This window comes from Alcaligenes sp. 13f (genome assembly GCF_020496585.1).
GTDB classification, from domain to species: Bacteria; Pseudomonadota; Gammaproteobacteria; order Burkholderiales; family Burkholderiaceae_B; genus Alcaligenes; species Alcaligenes phenolicus.
The window spans coordinates 36,790-53,023 of record NZ_JAHKKC010000016.1; the positions used below are offsets into that span (position 1 = coordinate 36,790).

Below are 16,234 nucleotides of genomic sequence, written 5' to 3' on the forward strand. Positions count from 1 at the left end.
ACCTAACACGCATGAAACCCAGCGCAAGCAAGTCTTTGTTCCGTTCAAAGGATTGCTATACTGGTTCCGTTAATCAGCGGCAGGGGTTCGCTGCGGTCACTTAACAGCATCAGCTCAACGAGGAGAAATATGAACAAACCCTCCAAAATCGCACTTGTACTCGCCATTGCCGCCGCATCGGCCACTAGTGCAGTTTCCGCACAAGAGTCCGGCGAAGTTAACAACTGGCGCAATCCGTTCGGCGACGTTTGGAAAAACGGCACCAACGAACTGTGCTGGCGCAACAACTTCTGGACACCTGCTACAGGTATTCCAGGTTGTGACGGTGTGCCCGTTGCCCAAGCCCCCGAAGCTCCTGTCGTCGCTCCTACTGTCACCAAAGTGACTCTGAACGCTGACACGTTCTTCGACTTCGACAAATCCACCATCAAGCCAGAAGGCCGCCAGGTTCTGGATCAAGTGGCTGACACCGTTCAGTCCATCGATCTGGAAACTCTGATCGCTACCGGTCACACTGACTCGATCGGCGCTGAAGCTTACAACCAGAAGCTGTCCGAGCGTCGCGCCAATGCTGTTAAAGCATACTTGGTCAACAAGGGCGTACCTGCAGACCGTATCTACACCGAAGGCAAGGGCGAAGCTCAGCCAGTGGCGTCCAACAAGACCCGCGAAGGCCGTGCTCAAAACCGTCGCGTAGAAATCGAAATCGTGGGCAACCGCAAGTAATTCTTGCTGCATCACGTATTTCTGTAGCTAAGGCTACAATTAAGGCTCCGCTTTTGCGGGGCCTTAATTTTTTTGGATGAGCCATGACCGCTTCCACCGTCACTAACGTCAATGTCGATCCCGCAGAGATCGATAAATTCAGTGCACTGGCATCCCGCTGGTGGGACCCTGACAGCGAGTTCAAACCGCTGCACGCCATCAACCCTTTGCGTCTGGACTGGATTCTGTCCTACACCGGCTCCCTGGCGGGCAAGCAGGTATTAGACGTCGGTTGTGGTGGCGGAATCTTGTCGGAAAGCCTGGCTCAGTCCGGCGCCGACGTCACCGGCATTGATCTGGCCGAGCGCTCCTTGAAGATTGCCCGTTTGCACAGTCTGGAATCGGGCGTACCCGTCAAATACGAGATGATCAGCGCCGAAGACATGGCTGATCAGCACCCTGGTCGTTTTGACGTTGTCACTTGCATGGAAATGCTGGAACATGTCCCCGATCCGGGCTCCATCATTGCGGCCTGCGCCAAACTGGTCAAACCCGGTGGCTGGGTCTTTTTCTCGACCCTGAATCGCAATCCCAAATCTTTCTTGTTTGCCATTGTGGGTGCCGAGTACCTCTTGCGCCTGATTCCCAAGGGCACGCACAGCTATGAGGGCTTCATCAAACCCAGCGAGCTGATTTCCTCGGCCCACCGCAGTGGTCTGGATGCCCTGGCATTGAAAGGTCTGGAATACAACCCGATTACCGAGCACTATCGCCTGTCTGGCGACACCTCCGTCAACTACCTGCTGGCCAGCCGCCGCCAAAGCTAAGCCCTCATGAATAAACTGGTTCTATTCGATTTTGACGGCACCTTGGCCGACTCTGCTCCGGATCTGGCTGCTACGGCCAATCGCATGCGCAATGAACATGGCCTGCCTGATTTGCCCTACGAAGCGCTACGTCCCTATGCCTCGCACGGTGCACGGGGGCTGCTCAAGGTAGCGCTGGATATCAATACCGATCACCCCAACTACGCACAATTGCGAGCGCAATTCCTGCAGGACTACAACGATCACATGACGGAGCTGACCTATCTGTTTGAGGGCGTAGCCCCCATGCTGAAACAGTTAGAGCAGGCCGGCTACACCTGGGGCATCGTCACCAACAAGCTGGAATACCTGGCCCTGCCCCTGATCCGTCATTTAGGACTGGAAGCGGGTTGCGCAGTCACCGTCGGTGGCGATACCACCCAGCACACCAAGCCTCATCCCGCCCCCTTGCTGTATGCCGCTGAGAAAACGGGCTTTGATCCCAAAGACTGCCTGTACGTAGGTGATGATCTGCGCGACATCCAGGCAGGTCAGGCGGCGGGCATGGCTACCATGATTGCCGCCTACGGCTACTGCGCTCAGGACGACAGCCTGAGCACTTGGCAAGCCGATATGACCGTGCATCACGCCTCTGATATCTGGGAAGGCGTACAACGCTGGGCCAACGGTCAGCTATCCCGCCCTTCCCCGCTGGCCTGCTAAACAGGCTTAAGGCAGCAGCTCCGACAGGCGCTGCTGCATCCACACTGCCGCAGGGGGCAAAGTTTGCCCCTGTCGCCACAGCATCCGCACTGGCAAGGGTGGCAAAACCATCTCCCGGCAATGCAACTGCGCCAACTTGTTGCGCAAGTTTTCATACTCCGCAATGTTCAGCGGCAAAATCGCCCAGCCCAGACTATCGGCCACCATATCGGCAATGACATAAAAGCTGTCTGAGCGCCACACACTGGGGCTGACAACCGTCTGCTCTGTCCCTTCGATATGAATCAGCAATTGTCGATGTGCCGTCAGCTCTTTACGGCTGACCTGATGCTGACTGGCAAGCTGGTGCGTACGCGCCACACAAATTGCTTGGGGCACAGCGCCAATATAGCTTTGCGCAAATGACGTGGCATCAGCTCCACGATCAAACTGAAAAGCCATATCCGAGCGGCCTTCCTGCACATAGTCCATCACCTCGGAAGCGGTTCCGTTCCAGACCGTCAACTCCAGCGCAGGCCAGCGTTCAGCCAGCTCCTTGAGCAGCAGCCGCAAGGGCTCTTGAGGCAAGGCTTCATCCAGAGCAATTTCCAGTCTAGTCGGTTGCCCTTGCGAGAAATCCAGGGCCCGACGATTCAACACATCTACCTGACGCAACAGAGCCTTGGCTTCCAGCAGCATGATTTCGCCCGGCACCGTCAGGCTTAACGTTCGTCGTGAACGATCAAACAGCTCCAGATTCAGATCCGCTTCCAGCAGGGAAATCGAGGTGCTGACGGCTGACTGCACCTTGCCCAACTCTTTCGCGGCCTGAGTCATGGAGCCAGTTTCTGCCACAGCGACAAAATGTCGAATACGTTCTAGTGTCCAATCCATTTATCTATTTTATAGATGCTAATCAACTTTGACTGTTGATAATATTGATAGATCATACTTGCTTTCCTACCCCTCTGGTCTTTTATGCTGCACAGCTCGATTACCCATCAAGCCCACACTGCTCCCCTATCCCCAAGCCGTCGCTGGTTGATCCTGGCAATTGTGTCGGCAGCTCTTCTACTGATTGTGGTGGACATGACGGTGCTCTACACCGCCCTGCCACGCCTGACCCATGATCTGCAGGCCTCGGCCTCGGACAAGCTGTGGATCATCAACAGCTACGCTCTGGTCGTCTCCGGACTGCTGCTGGGCATGGGCACCCTGGGTGACCGCCTGGGTCACAAGCGCCTGTTCCTGTCGGGTCTGGCCATGTTTGGTCTGGCTTCAGTCGCAGCCGCTTACTCTCCGAACCCAACGGCCTTGATCGCCGCACGCGCCTTTTTAGGTGTGGCAGCGGCCATGATGATGCCCGCCACTTTATCGCTGATACGCATCACCTTTCATGATGAGCGCGAACGTGCGGTGGCCTTCGGTGTCTGGTCTTCTATCGCCTCCGGTGGTGCCGCCTTTGGTCCGGTTCTGGGCGGATTCCTGCTGGAACATTTCTGGTGGGGGTCAGTCTTTCTGATCAACGTGCCCATCGTGCTGATCGCACTGCCTATGGGCTGGATTCTGGTGCCCCGCTCCACGCCAGATGCATCGCGCCCCTGGGATATCAAAGGCTCCTTGCTGATCATGGTGGGCCTGGTAGCCAGCACCCTGGCTATCAAGGAAATGGGCAAGCTGCATACGGATTGGGGTTTGACCGCTGCCGCCCTGCTGATCGGCATCTTGTTTCTGAGCTGGTTTGTCCGTCAACAAAACCGCAGCCCTTTCCCTTTGCTGGACTTTGCCCTGTTCAAGGACGCCACGCTAAGCACCGCCGTACTCTCTGCCGTGACGGCCTCAGCGGCCTTGATCGGCATGGAACTGGTTTTCAGCCAACGCCTGCAATTGGTACTGGGTTTCTCACCATTGGAAGCGGGCCTGGCCATTATTCCTTTGCCACTGGCAGCCTTTATAGCCGGTCCCTTGGCCGGGCGCCTGCTGGTCGTCATCGGCAGCAAGCGACTGCTGATTGGCGCCCTGAGCCTGGCGGGAGCAGGCATGGCCGCTTATCTGCTGTGGCATAACAGTGCACAGCCTCTACAAGTGATCAGCCTGGTCATGCTGGGCCTGGGTATCGGTGCGGCCATGACGGCGGCTTCCAGCACTATCATGCAAAGCGTGCCACCTTCACGCGCTGGCATGGTGGCCTCGGTCGAGGAAATGTCTTATGAACTGGGTGGTGCGCTGGGCGTGACCATTATGGGTAGCCTGCTGTCCTTCGTATATAGCGCCAGCCTGATCTTGCCACAGGAATTAAGTGACCGCGCCCTGGCCTACGACAGCCTGGATCAAGCCTTGTTGATGGCAGAAACCATGCCACAGAATCTGGCTCTGACCTTAAGTGAACTGGCCCGCGACTCTTTTGATAAAGGCTATGTCGCTGTACTGGCCAGTTGTACGGCTTTGCTGGTGATTGCGGCCTTGGCGGTCTGGTACTTCCAACGCAACAACAGCCATCAGAAAGCCCATTAATCTTTCTTCAACAGCGCCAGCTTGTCGTTCTGAGTCGCCCAGTACTCATGATCCGGCAAGGGCGCTTTTTGTTGACTGATACGCTTCCAGGCCGGGTCCTCGCTCAAGGTCCGGTTCAGTTCCACATAGACCTGCTGCTCGGGCGTCACATCCTGATCACTGACAATCGCCCCCACCGGACACTCGGCCACGCAGATGGAGCAATCAATGCACTCGTCAGGATGAATGACCAGGAAATTCGGGCCTTCAAAAAAACAATCCATGGGGCACACCGTCACACAATCGGTGTACTTGCACTGGATACAGGCTTCCGTCACTACATAGGTCATGAAACAGCTACTTCAACAAATAAAGACGGGGCATAGCATAACAGCTGAACATGAACATCATGTGATCGCTGTCGGCTATGCCCCGGGTATTCAGCCTGGGCTCAAGCTACCCTGAAGCGGCCTGAACCACCAGGCAACTTAGATGGCAGGTACTTTCGCGGGCAAGAACTGGAAGGGCTTGGCAGGTTTGAAGTGCTCCAGCGCTTCACCCATATACACCGTGCTTTGCTCGGGACCCAGATCCAGCTTCATGACCTTGCCGGTCTCGGCCGAGAAATCGACCTTTCTCATATCGACCCAGAACGCACCGGGCGACAGTACCGAGTCAAAGTAATACAGGCTGCGCTGGTGATCGAACACTGTACGCCAGCGAGTCGAAGAGTTGTTAGGCTGGTCAGGTACGGTCATGCCGTAAGGTGTGGAGGCATTGCGCATCACGCTCAGTACGCTGGCTACGGCCTTGTCATCGCTAAGGTTGCGAGGCACGGCATCAATATAAAAAGAAGCACGGGCAAAACGATCAGCGGCACGGCTGGTGCCCGGCAACATGTTCATGCCTCCCACAGATTGCCAATAATCCCGGATTGCCAGTTGCTGATCGAAAGTCGGTGAGTTCGTCAGCACCTGATACTTGCGGCTATGGTGAATATGCTGCTTGCCGTCGATGTACTCAATAATGGCGCTGTCACCAGACGAGTCCGACATGGACAGGTGCAAGGTTGCCAAACGCTCTTCGTTGGGGACTTTGTCGCTGATGACCACGAAGGGATTCTTTTCCAAGGCAGCCACCGCTTCAGCCACCGTGGCGAAGTTATCCAGAACATACTGCCCCCACAAGGACATACTCAAGGTTTTGTCGCCCTTTTGAGGTGTGGGGTATTGCGACTCCACCAACCATAGCAAGTTGACGTTCAGTCCCTTTTCATTTGCACCGTCCGTGGAGGCCAGGTCATAACCCGACGCAATCACGCTGCCGTATTTCGAAGTCCACTCAATGGACGAGGGGCCAGCTTCGCCAGTGCGTTTTTCACCGCGAGGAAAAATCCAGAGGTTGGTGCCGACATCCAGCTTCCAGTCCATGGAGCGACCGGTAATCACCTGTCCGTTATCACCCAGAAAAACAGCTCGGGTACACGCCTGAGAGGCCGCAGGCACCAAAGCCAGCCCAACTGCACATGCCAGCAAAGTACGACGACATTTTTTTAGCAACATCTTTCTCTCCAGAGACGGCTAGCCGCCCAATCAATGAAACAAAAAAACCGACTGCTTTCACAGCCGATACATTGGACACGGGTGTAACAAAAACAGGATTAGGGCAGCGCGTCAAGCCAAGTGACAAGTTGTGGCAGAAGACCTACAGATACATGAAAAAGAGCTCTCTTGATTTGAGAAACACAGCGTTTAAATAATAATAACTGTTCTCATTATTGTTCCTTACCTGATTTTCATGTCCCCCTTGTTTCCTCTTTCCCCTGCTGCCCGCGCCGTAATCCTCCTGACCGGCTCCCTTGCCCCCCTCTCCTGTGCCTTGGCTCAACAAAGCGTTAACCAGCTCGACAATATCGTGGTTACGGCTTCTGGCTTTGAGCAAGCGGTTCAAGATGCCCCTGCGTCCATCAGCGTAGTGCCACGTGCCGAACTGGAAAAGAAGGCCTATCGCGATGTGACTGACGCACTGCGCGATGTGCCCGGCGTTGTCATCACCGGGGGAGCCAGCGGCAGCGATATCAGTATCCGTGGCATGGCATCGGCCTACACCCTGATTCTGGTTGACGGCAAACGACAAAACTCGCGTGAGACACGTCCCAATAGCGACGGTGCCGGTATCGAGCAAGGCTGGTTGCCACCCATGCAGGCAATCGAACGTATTGAAGTCATCCGCGGCCCCATGTCGTCCTTGTATGGCTCGGAAGCCATGGGTGGTGTGATCAATATCATTACCCGCAAAGTCCACCAGGAATGGACCGGCTCGCTGCGTACAGAAGGCACCGTCCAGGAGGACTCCAAGTCCGGCAATATTTATCAAGGCAATTTCTACCTGGCAGGCCCCATCAAGCAAGACATGTTGGGCCTGCAAATTTATGGTCAGGAATCCCGTCGCAACGAAGACGAAATTCTTAACGGTTTCAACAAGCAGAACACCTCCTCGGGTACCGTCAAGCTGACCTTGACCCCTTCGGCCAACCACGACTTTACTGCCGAGTTCTCCCGTACCTTGCAAGAGCGTACGTCTACGCCCGGCAAAAGCATGGCAGCTGAGACCTGCGGCAAGAACGGCAAATGCACGCCCAACGAGATCTCTACCAGCAAGTACTCTCGCAATGTGTTCTCCGTAGGCCATAACGGTCGCTGGGGACAAGCTGTCTCCAACACCTACGTGCAACGTGAAGAGATTGATAACCCCGGCCGCAGCATGTTCCTGAAAAATACCGAGTTCAATACGCAATGGAGCCTGCCTTTGGGCAACCATATGCTGACCTCGGGATTTCAATATCTACACGAGCAACTGCGTGACACGAACAATCAATACAAACCTGATGTCAGCCGCCTGAGCCGCGAGCAATGGTCCGTCTTTGCTGAAGATGAATGGAGCATGACCGACAACTTTGCTTTGACCGGAGGCGTGCGCATGACTCACGATGAGAACTACGGCAATCACTGGACCCCACGCCTGTACGGTGTATGGCATGCGACCGAGCAGTTGACCCTGAAAGGCGGAGTGTCCTCCGGCTTCAAGGCCCCTTCCCTGCGCTCAGCCGTGGCGGACTGGGGGCAGATCACGGGTGGTGGCGGTGGCGTACCTGCCGTGATTGTTGGTAACCCGAACCTGAAGCCTGAAAAGAGCCTGAGCCAGGAACTGGGCGTTGTTTGGGATAACCAGAACGGTATGGTCAACAGCCTGACCTTCTTTAATACCAACTTCAAAGACAAGATCTCTGAGACACGCCGTTGCACAGATCCGGATGGCCTGCCTAACTGCCACGTTTTCCCAGGCGATCAAGGCTACAAATTCATCAGTGACCGTGTCAACGTAGACAAGGCCATCATGCGCGGTGTGGAAGCATCCACAACCTGGTCGATTACCGATGATCTGCGTCTGGCCGCCAACTATACCTACACTTACTCCAAGCAAAAGAGCGGAGACTTCTCCGGTCAGCCTTTGAACAAGATGCCCAAACATATGTTTAATGCCACGCTGGACTGGGATGCCAACGAGCGGCTGGGCTTGTGGACACGTGTGAACTACCGCGGCAAGACTTCGGACTATCTGAGTCGTACCAGCATGGCGCAAGGGACACCATCCTTCACCTTCCTGGATGCCGGCTTGAACTACAAGTTCAACAAAACTACTACAGTTGGCTTTGGTGTCTACAACATCTTTGACAAGCGCGTCACGGATGAAACCTTTGATGCTGTGTATGATGGCCGCCGCTACTGGGCTCAGCTCACTGTCGGTTTCTAAAAACACCGCTTCATGCTAAATCAAAAAACGGCCCTACATGGGCCGTTTTTACATATCAGTTCAACTCGGCCATTCAAAACTCCAGGCAATCAAAACTCCAGGCAATCAAAAAAACCCGGCAATCCTGCATAGCTATCCATAAGCTGGTCAATGACATAAGCGCTGTCACGGGTTTCCAGAGCCAGCAGGTTTTCCCGGTAATCTTCTTCAGCCAAGCCAACGGCTATGCGGCCCGGTTCGACACGGGCACCGGCCAGCAGCTCGGACAGCTTGGGGTCCTGCATCGCCTCCAGGGCAGCGCGCAAGGCCAGTTCTTCGTCCGTGAAACCAACTTGTCCGGTGCGATCAGCGTGTAACGCCGCTTGCACTAAGGGCAACAAATTATCAATATCTTGCTTGCTAAGGTAAAACACATGCATGACACGTTCTCCACGGGTTGGTGATCGGCTAGTCCAGCATACCGAAAGACACAAGACTGGCGCTAGTGCGCCGTCATTTACAGAATTAAAAAGGGGGGCCATGACAATGAAGCGTAAACTCACTCATTCCCGCTGGCTATTATTGGGAGTCTTGCCACTGGCCAGTCTGGCTCATGCCCAAGTGAGTGCTCAACGTCCAGACGCCATTTCCGACAGCACGACTTCGCCACACTATGCCGTGCAGATTACACCCTATGCCTGGATTACCGGCTTGTCGGGTGAGTCCTCCCCCTTCAAACGCGCGCCCTCCCTGGATATAGAAAAGTCCTTTTCAGATGTCCTGCACGATCTGCGTGCCGCGGCCTTTCTGAACGCCTGGGTGCGTCGCGACCGCTATGTGTTCAACAGTGACCTGCTCTACGTGAACACACGCGAAAGTGAAGTGGTAGGTGGTTTGCCTTTGGTCGGTGCTGCAGAAGGGACCGTGGACACACGTCTGTTCATGGCCACGTTGCAAGGTGGTTACCGCATCTACGACACTGAACAAGCCAGCCTGGACGCACTGGCCGGTTTTTCTTTTTGGGATATACGCACCCGTGCCCATCTGAGTACGGCTGGCCGAACCCGACATCATCAGGAGAGCTTCAATTGGGTAGACCCCATGATAGGACTGCGGGCGTTCTATCGTTTCACCCCGGAGTTTTCCACTCAAGCCCAGATCCACTTGGGCGGCTTTGGCGTCGGCTCGCGCCTGAGCTATCAAGCTACCTTGACCTTGAACTACGATCTGTCAGAGAACTTCTCCATCGCTGCCGGATACAAGATGCTGGATGTGGACTATCGTCGCTCCGGCCATGTCTTTGACACTCGCATGTCGGGCCCCGTGCTGGGGCTGAGCTGGCGCTACTGACGGCACGTGAAAGGGGGCGGCACCGCCCCCTTTTCACAAGACATCAGGCCATACCATCTACCTGATGGCGTCGCTCCCAGAACCGTGAAGACACTTTTTCAAGCAGATCATCACCGGTTTTGATGACGAACACCCCCTTGTCCACTGAAACGCCTGCCCGGTCCAGCAAGGGTTGGGCTGCGCCGTTATGACCAATTGCTTTCAAGTGTCCATAGGCGTCGGCTACAAAATCCACCGCCGCCTTGTTAGTGCACAGTTTTGAAGCTTCTTCCTGGGTAAGCAGCAAGGCCACCGCATCAAACAGAACCGAAGGCGCACCCGCAATCTTTTCGTCGGCAGCCAATTGTGTGCCGTCTGACAGCGTCACTCCCCCTACTTGCGGAGCGATAAGCTTGACGGCCACCCCGGCCTCCTGAGCCCCTGTCAGCAGCATTTCCAGCAAGCCCTTGTCAGCTCCGTCCGTTACCAGAATACCCAGCATCCGACCGGCAATCGGCGACTTCTGGGCCAGTATGGACAAGGCTTTGGAAGGTGCCATGTCGATCGGCTTGCGGGCGGGCTTGGCAGGAGGCGGCAAATCCAGCCCCAATCCCTGAGCCGCTCGTTTGGCCAGATCCTCATCAATGACACGCATGTGCGAGAGCACACGCACACGAACATGATTGAGCTGGACCTTGGACAGTTCAAATACCAGCCCGGCAATCAGATGTTCCTGCTCAACTTCAGTCTGAGAGCGATAAAACAATCGGGCCTGGCTGTAATGATCCGAGAACGACTCAGCCCGTACACGCAGTTTTGCGCCATCGTCTACGGTACTGGGGAAGGTGCGAAAGCCATGCGGCTGCGCGCGCGGTCCGCCCGATTCACCCGCCTCCTCCAGGCTATTGGGCTCGTAGGTCGCACGGCCCTTGGGAACCTGCGTCTGCATCATGCCGTCGCGCTGCATATTACTGAATGGACAGCGGGGTGCATTGATAGGAATCTGATGAAAGTTGACCGTTCCCAGTCGAGATTTTTGCGTATCCAGGTAGGAGAACAAGCGGCCTTGCAACAAGGGATCATCCGTAAAGTCGATCCCCGGAATGATGTTGGACGGCAAGAAAGCAACTTGCTCGGTCTCTGCAAAGAAGTTGTCGGGATAACGATCCAGAACCATACGACCCACGATCTTGACGGGCAGACTTTCCTCGGGAATGAGTTTGGTCGCATCCAGCACATCGTAGTCCTGCTTGTCAGCCCACTCCTGATCGAAAACCTGCACACCCAGTTCCCACTCCGGGAAGGCTTCGTTTTGAATCGCCTCGTACAAATCGCGTCGTAGATAATCCGAGTCCGCCCCGGAAATCTTGACCGCCTCATCCCACAGGGTGGACTGCAAGCCCTGCTTGGGCTTCCAATGAAACTTCACAAAGTGCGACTTGCCCTTGGCATTCACAAAACGGAAAGTGTGCACACCAAAGCCCTGCATCATGCGAAAGGACCGTGGCAAGGCTCGATCAGACATCAGCCACATGACGGTATGCAAAGACTCGGGCATCAGGGAGACAAAATCCCAGAACGTATCATGGGCTGACGCTGCCTGAGGAAAGCCCCGGTCCGCCTCGGGTTTGACGGCATGGATCAGATCCGGGAACTTGATGGCGTCCTGGATAAAAAAAACGGGCATATTGTTGCCCACCAGATCCCAGTTGCCTTGCTCGGTATAGAACTTGACCGCGAAACCACGCACGTCGCGTGGTGTGTCTTTGGAGCCTTTAGAGCCGGCTACCGTTGAGAAACGACAGAACACCGGCACCCGATGTCCTTCCTTTTGAAATACACAGGCCTGGGTCAACTCCGGGATTGCTTGCGTGCATTCAAAATAACCATGTGCTCCTGTGCCGCGAGCATGAACAATGCGCTCCGGTATACGTTCATGGTCGAAATGGAATATTTTCTCGCGCAGGACGAAATCTTCCAACAAGGTCGGGCCACGCGCCCCGAAACGCAAGGAATTCTGATTGTCCGATATCGGTACGCCATGATTGGTCGTCAACTCAGCATGGCCAAACTGATGTAACTCCCCACCTTGCCCCACGGCATCCTGATTGGTTTTGGCTGCGGATTTTTTCGTCACCATATGTCCTCCAATCAAATCAAACGAAAACCCCGTTCCACTGGGGTGCCCTTGGGAAAAAGCCTAGAAGTTTTAATGACTTGATGTGCGAAGCAATCTCTCAAAACGTAAACAAGCATGTCCAGCTTTTTTCGTGACAGACCCGTAACTGTCTGCTGAGCTCTGACATCATGCCCACTTCCTCGCTCTATACTGGGCACGCTTTATCGCCTGCTCAAGTGCGGGCTCCCCGTTTCTTTTTGGAATGATTTCGTGTTTCAAGTCGCTGCCCTCGTTTTTGCCCTGTATGTCGCCTGGCGACTGATCAAACCGCTGAAGATCCGCCCCTGGATCAAGTGGCTGCTAAGCGCCTTGGCCATTGCGGCCACACTCCACCATTACACCGTAGCCCTGTTCTGGGGGTCGCGAGCTTCTCCGGAAATCCCTGCACAAGTCATCATGGTCCTGGGCTGGGCTTTCGGGGCCGTCCTGCTGGCTGCCTGCTTTACCTTGATCACCGATCTGGCAGGTTTGCTGATGCGCGTTCTGTACAAGCCAGCCGGGCTGCTTCTGTTGCGCTCCCCTGCCTTGCGGGGCATGCTGGGCATCGCAGCGGTCAGCCTGTCCGCACTGGGTGTCTGGCAGGCAGTGCAAGTCCCCGAGCTCAAGTCCATCGAAGTAAAGGTCAAGGGCCTGTCCCCCAAGCTGGATGGTTTCAAGCTGGTGCAACTGACTGATCTGCACGCCAGTCGTCTGCTGCAAGGCCCCTGGATACAAGCCATTGTTGATAAAACACAGGCTTTGAAACCGGACCTGATCGTCATTACTGGTGATCTGGTCGATGGCACGGTGAAAGCGCGCCGCGATGATGTCGCCCCCTTGCAAGCCCTGTCTGCCCCGCAAGGGGTGTGGGTAATTGCAGGCAACCACGAGTACTACACCCAGTACCAACCCTGGATCGAGCACTTCAACAGCCTTGGGCTACGTATGCTTCTGAACGAGCACAGCATTATTGAACAAGACGATGCTGCTTTTGCTTTGGCTGGCATTACCGACAAGTCGGCAGCCGTGCATGGGCAACCCATGCCCGATGTGGCTGCAGCAGTCGCCGGGATCCCTGCTGGCATGCCCATCATCATGTTGGCCCACCGCCCTGACACCGCCAAGGAAAGCGCTGCGGCCGGGGCGGCCTTGCAGTTGTCGGGCCATACCCATGGCGGCCATATTGTGGGCATGCACAAGATCGTGCAGATGGCCAATGATGGCTATGTGGGTGGACTGTATCAAGTGGGGGATATGCAGCTGTACGTCAGCTACGGTGCCGGACTGTGGGCGGGCTTCCCGCTGCGACTGGGGCGCGCCTCAGAAATCACCTTGATTACCTTGCGCGCCTCCTGATTCCAGGACTGGAACCGGAGCATCAAGACACGCTGCGCAGCGCCCGTCGACACAGGCGCTGCACAGCAGCATTATCCGGCGCTTGCATCTGCCATTGAGCACATAGATCACGCACCCACTGCGGCTGATCCTTGGCCGCATCATTCAAGAAATTGGCTACCGAGTCCTGCACATACACACTGCCATCCCGATACAAGAGCTCAAGAATCGGCAACATGCGTTCCGGTTCTTTTTTCAGGATGGCAATATGTGCGCACCACACTCCCCGAGGGCGCAAAGCCTCACACGCAAAACGACGCAGATATTCCGAGTCTGAGCGCGCCCACTGCTGCAAGCTCTGAATCGACGCATCCAGCTCGGCCACCAAATGAGGACGTACCGCCATCCAGGACCATTCACGCACACCAAAATGCGCATCATCAGCCAAAGGGCGCAGTGCCTCCAGGCGCTGAGGCACACTTAAGGATGCACGGGCTCCCACCATAAAGCAGGCCCAGCCCCGCACCACATCAGCCGGGTGATCCAAACAGCGCGTCCAGGCCATCTCGCCATACGTGTCCAGCAAATATTCCCCAATGGCTTTCATGCGCTTGAGGATGCCCAATTGGGCCAGGGTGTCGATGTGCTGTGCACCCTGCTCATCCAAATCCGGAAATACGGTCGCCACCAGCACGCGCTGATCGATGGCCAAGGACTCGGTCAGAGTAAGACCCTGGATTTCCCCCTTGGACAGAGCCAGCAAAATATCAGCCGGTATATCCGCGACCTTGGCATAAGCCTTGCGGTTCTCGATACTCATGACGCGTCTTCTCCACCAGCGGCTTTATTCAACAAGGCGCTAAGCTGGGTGCACTCCGCCTCGGACAAATGCCGGAACAATTCGCCTATCCACTGGGCGTGAGTTCCTACCAGCGTCCTGGCCAACTCCGCCCCCTGAGGGCTGAGTTTCACCATGACAGAACGCCGATCGGTCTGAGCCGCAAAGCGCTGCACCAAGCCCGCTTTCAGCAGCCCATCCACCAGAGTTGTGACAGTCGCCCGCGTCACGCCTGCCCGTTCAGCCAGGATGTGGGAAGGCATCCCGTCGGGTGCTTCTTCCAGCAGGAACAAAAGCACAAAACGGGCTTCACTCAAGCCATGGGGCGCCAACAAGGCGGCGCAGTCTCGATCAATACGGGCAGACAAGGACAGGAGCTGAAAACACAGGGACATGCCCTGAACGTTGACGCCCTTTTGCTGCTCTGCGTGCGAGAGCAAGGCCCGATATTTCGCTTCCAGTTTCATAGTTCGACATCAAATAATTTGATATCGAATCTTAATCTCAGAGCGCTTCAAAAACAAGAAAAATAAAGGAGGGCTGATTTCACATCATGCCAATCCAATCCATAAAGCGGAATATGTCCAGGTAGTAAGGAGCCTATCGACAAAAGAGTGTCGCCAAAATTCGACAATGCCACATTTTAAGCTTGATGCTTACAAGACAGGCTCACGCATGCGGTAAGGTATAAGGCTGGTCAGGCATCAGCCCTGCCACCGTTCATTAGCAGCACACATGGAATCCGATTACCAGCATCATGAATAGCATCAAGAAATCGAGCAAATTGGCGAATGTTTTGTACGATATTCGCGGCCCCATCATGGACCGGGCCAAACAAATGGAAGACGAGGGCCAGCAACTGATCAAGCTCAATATCGGCAACTTGGCGGTATTCGGTTTTGACGCCCCGGAAGAAATCCAGCTCGACATGATCCGCAACCTGCCTAACTCTTCGGGCTACTCGGATAGCAAAGGTATTTTTGCCGCGCGCAAAGCCGTCATGCACTACACCCAGGAACAAGGGATCAAGGGCGTGACGCTGGAAGATATTTACCTGGGCAATGGCGCCTCTGAGCTGATTGCCATGGCCACCAACGCCCTGCTGGACGACGGTGATGAACTGCTCCTGCCCATGCCCGACTATCCGCTGTGGACGGCTGTAACCAGCTTGTCCGGCGGTACACCCGTGCACTACTTGTGTGACGAATCCAAAGGCTGGATTCCGGACCTGGACGATATCCGCTCCAAGATCACCCCACGCACCAAGGGCCTGGTTGTCATCAACCCGAACAACCCCACCGGCGTGCTCTACCCCGACTCGGTGCTGCACGCTCTGGTCGATATTGCTCGCGAATTCAATCTGGTGCTGCTGGCCGACGAGGTCTACGACAAGGTCTTGTTCGACGACATGAAGCATACCGCCATGGCCAGCCTGTCCAACGACGTACTGACCCTGACCTTCAACTCCCTGTCCAAGAGCTACCGCGCATGTGGTTACCGCGCAGGCTGGCTGGTGATTTCGGGCGACAAGAAAGCCGGTGCCGACTACATCGAAGGTCTGAGCATGCTGGCCAATATGAAACTATGCGCGAACGTGCCCGGCCAATGGGCCATTCAGACCGCCTTGGGTGGCTATCAAAGCATTAACGATCTGGTATGCGAAGGCGGACGCCTGCGCCGTCAGCGCGATCTGGCTTACGAGCTGATCACCGCCATTCCAGGGGTTAGCTGCGTCATGCCCCACGCTGCCCTGTACATGTTCCCGCGTCTGGATCCCGAGGTTTATCCCATCAAGGACGACCGCCAATTCTTCCTGCAACTGCTGGAAGCCACCCGCGTGATGCTGGTGCAAGGCACGGGCTTTAACTGGCCTCATCCGGATCACTTCCGCATGGTGTTTCTGCCCCACGAGCCGGACCTGCGCGAGGCCATCAACCGCATCGCCAAGTTCCTGAAAGACTACCGTATCAAGCACGGTACAGAACGGCCTGAGTTTGCCCAGGCGACCATTCCAGTCGTAGACAGCGCCGAAGCTGAATAAAAATTGGACTCAATGAAAAAAGCCAAGGACTCATT

At 55.5% G+C, this 16,234-nt stretch carries 15 protein-coding genes; 8 read left to right on the forward strand and 7 right to left on the reverse strand.

All coding sequences use genetic code 11. The features are described 5' to 3' along the window. Positions 1 to 129 precede the first annotated feature (129 nt). From ompA to gph, 3 genes are all read left to right on the forward strand, one after another. Positions 130 to 726, forward strand: a complete 597-nt coding sequence (gene ompA, locus KOE80_RS14160; protein ID WP_009464175.1) for an outer membrane protein OmpA — start codon at positions 130 to 132, stop codon at positions 724 to 726. An 83-nt stretch (positions 727 to 809) separates the two neighbouring features. Continuing rightward, a complete protein-coding gene (gene ubiG, locus KOE80_RS14165; protein WP_226349391.1) occupies positions 810 to 1,532 on the forward strand; it encodes a bifunctional 2-polyprenyl-6-hydroxyphenol methylase/3-demethylubiquinol 3-O-methyltransferase UbiG in 723 nt (240 codons plus the stop codon). Positions 1,533 to 1,538: 6 nt separating this feature from the next. Continuing rightward, on the forward strand, positions 1,539 to 2,234 hold the full coding sequence (gene gph / locus KOE80_RS14170; RefSeq protein WP_226349392.1) for a phosphoglycolate phosphatase: 696 nt from the start codon (positions 1,539 to 1,541) through the stop codon (positions 2,232 to 2,234). A 6-nt stretch (positions 2,235 to 2,240) separates the two neighbouring features. Here gph and KOE80_RS14175 read toward each other — a convergent pair whose 3' ends face one another. After that, the gene (locus KOE80_RS14175; RefSeq protein WP_035272676.1) at positions 2,241 to 3,107 is read right to left on the reverse strand and encodes a LysR family transcriptional regulator; all 867 of its coding nucleotides are present in this window, start codon (positions 3,105 to 3,107) and stop codon (positions 2,241 to 2,243) included. 84 nt (positions 3,108 to 3,191) lie between these two features. Between KOE80_RS14175 and KOE80_RS14180 the strand changes: the two genes are divergently transcribed. Then, positions 3,192 to 4,727, forward strand: coding sequence for an MFS transporter (locus tag KOE80_RS14180; RefSeq protein ID WP_226349393.1), 1,536 nt, complete (start codon positions 3,192 to 3,194; stop codon positions 4,725 to 4,727). On the opposite strand, the gene fdxA is transcribed toward KOE80_RS14180, so the two are convergent. Then, on the reverse strand, positions 4,724 to 5,056 hold the full coding sequence (fdxA, locus tag KOE80_RS14185) for a ferredoxin FdxA (protein ID WP_226349394.1): 333 nt from the start codon (positions 5,054 to 5,056) through the stop codon (positions 4,724 to 4,726). The two genes, KOE80_RS14180 and fdxA, sit on opposite strands and share 4 nt — an antisense overlap. A gap of 138 nt (positions 5,057 to 5,194) precedes the next feature. Continuing rightward, complete coding sequence (locus KOE80_RS14190; protein WP_226349395.1) at positions 5,195 to 6,268, reverse strand: linear amide C-N hydrolase; 1,074 nt, start codon at positions 6,266 to 6,268, stop codon at positions 5,195 to 5,197. 235 nt (positions 6,269 to 6,503) lie between these two features. Here KOE80_RS14190 and KOE80_RS14195 point away from each other — a divergent pair, with 235 nt between their 5' ends. After that, the gene (locus tag KOE80_RS14195; RefSeq protein WP_203145666.1) at positions 6,504 to 8,519 is read left to right on the forward strand and encodes a ligand-gated channel protein; all 2,016 of its coding nucleotides are present in this window, start codon (positions 6,504 to 6,506) and stop codon (positions 8,517 to 8,519) included. Positions 8,520 to 8,608: 89 nt separating this feature from the next. On the opposite strand, the gene KOE80_RS14200 is transcribed toward KOE80_RS14195, so the two are convergent. Then, positions 8,609 to 8,938, reverse strand: a complete 330-nt coding sequence (locus KOE80_RS14200; RefSeq protein WP_009456315.1) for a hypothetical protein — start codon at positions 8,936 to 8,938, stop codon at positions 8,609 to 8,611. Between the two features lie 106 nt (positions 8,939 to 9,044). On the opposite strand from KOE80_RS14200, the gene KOE80_RS14205 reads away from it, so the two are divergent. After that, entirely contained in the window at positions 9,045 to 9,848 is an 804-nt protein-coding gene (locus KOE80_RS14205) for a hypothetical protein (protein ID WP_226349396.1), read from the forward strand. A 43-nt stretch (positions 9,849 to 9,891) separates the two neighbouring features. Here KOE80_RS14205 and KOE80_RS14210 read toward each other — a convergent pair whose 3' ends face one another. Further along, complete coding sequence (locus KOE80_RS14210) at positions 9,892 to 11,967, reverse strand: catalase (protein WP_083053334.1); 2,076 nt, start codon at positions 11,965 to 11,967, stop codon at positions 9,892 to 9,894. A 249-nt stretch (positions 11,968 to 12,216) separates the two neighbouring features. On the opposite strand from KOE80_RS14210, the gene KOE80_RS14215 reads away from it, so the two are divergent. Next, positions 12,217 to 13,341 (forward strand): metallophosphoesterase, encoded by a 1,125-nt coding sequence (locus KOE80_RS14215; RefSeq protein ID WP_115633870.1) that lies wholly within the window; start codon positions 12,217 to 12,219, stop codon positions 13,339 to 13,341. Positions 13,342 to 13,363: 22 nt separating this feature from the next. On the opposite strand, the gene KOE80_RS14220 is transcribed toward KOE80_RS14215, so the two are convergent. Together KOE80_RS14220 and KOE80_RS14225 are read right to left on the reverse strand one after the other, a co-directional pair. Then, the gene (locus tag KOE80_RS14220) at positions 13,364 to 14,140 is read right to left on the reverse strand and encodes a DNA alkylation repair protein (RefSeq protein WP_226349397.1); all 777 of its coding nucleotides are present in this window, start codon (positions 14,138 to 14,140) and stop codon (positions 13,364 to 13,366) included. After that, positions 14,137 to 14,625 (reverse strand): MarR family winged helix-turn-helix transcriptional regulator, encoded by a 489-nt coding sequence (locus tag KOE80_RS14225; RefSeq protein ID WP_022983289.1) that lies wholly within the window; start codon positions 14,623 to 14,625, stop codon positions 14,137 to 14,139. The genes KOE80_RS14220 and KOE80_RS14225 overlap by 4 nt, the downstream gene beginning before the upstream one ends. Positions 14,626 to 14,915: 290 nt before the next feature. On the opposite strand from KOE80_RS14225, the gene KOE80_RS14230 reads away from it, so the two are divergent. Continuing rightward, positions 14,916 to 16,199, forward strand: a complete 1,284-nt coding sequence (locus KOE80_RS14230) for a pyridoxal phosphate-dependent aminotransferase (RefSeq protein WP_226349398.1) — start codon at positions 14,916 to 14,918, stop codon at positions 16,197 to 16,199. Positions 16,200 to 16,234: the final 35 nt, after the last annotated feature.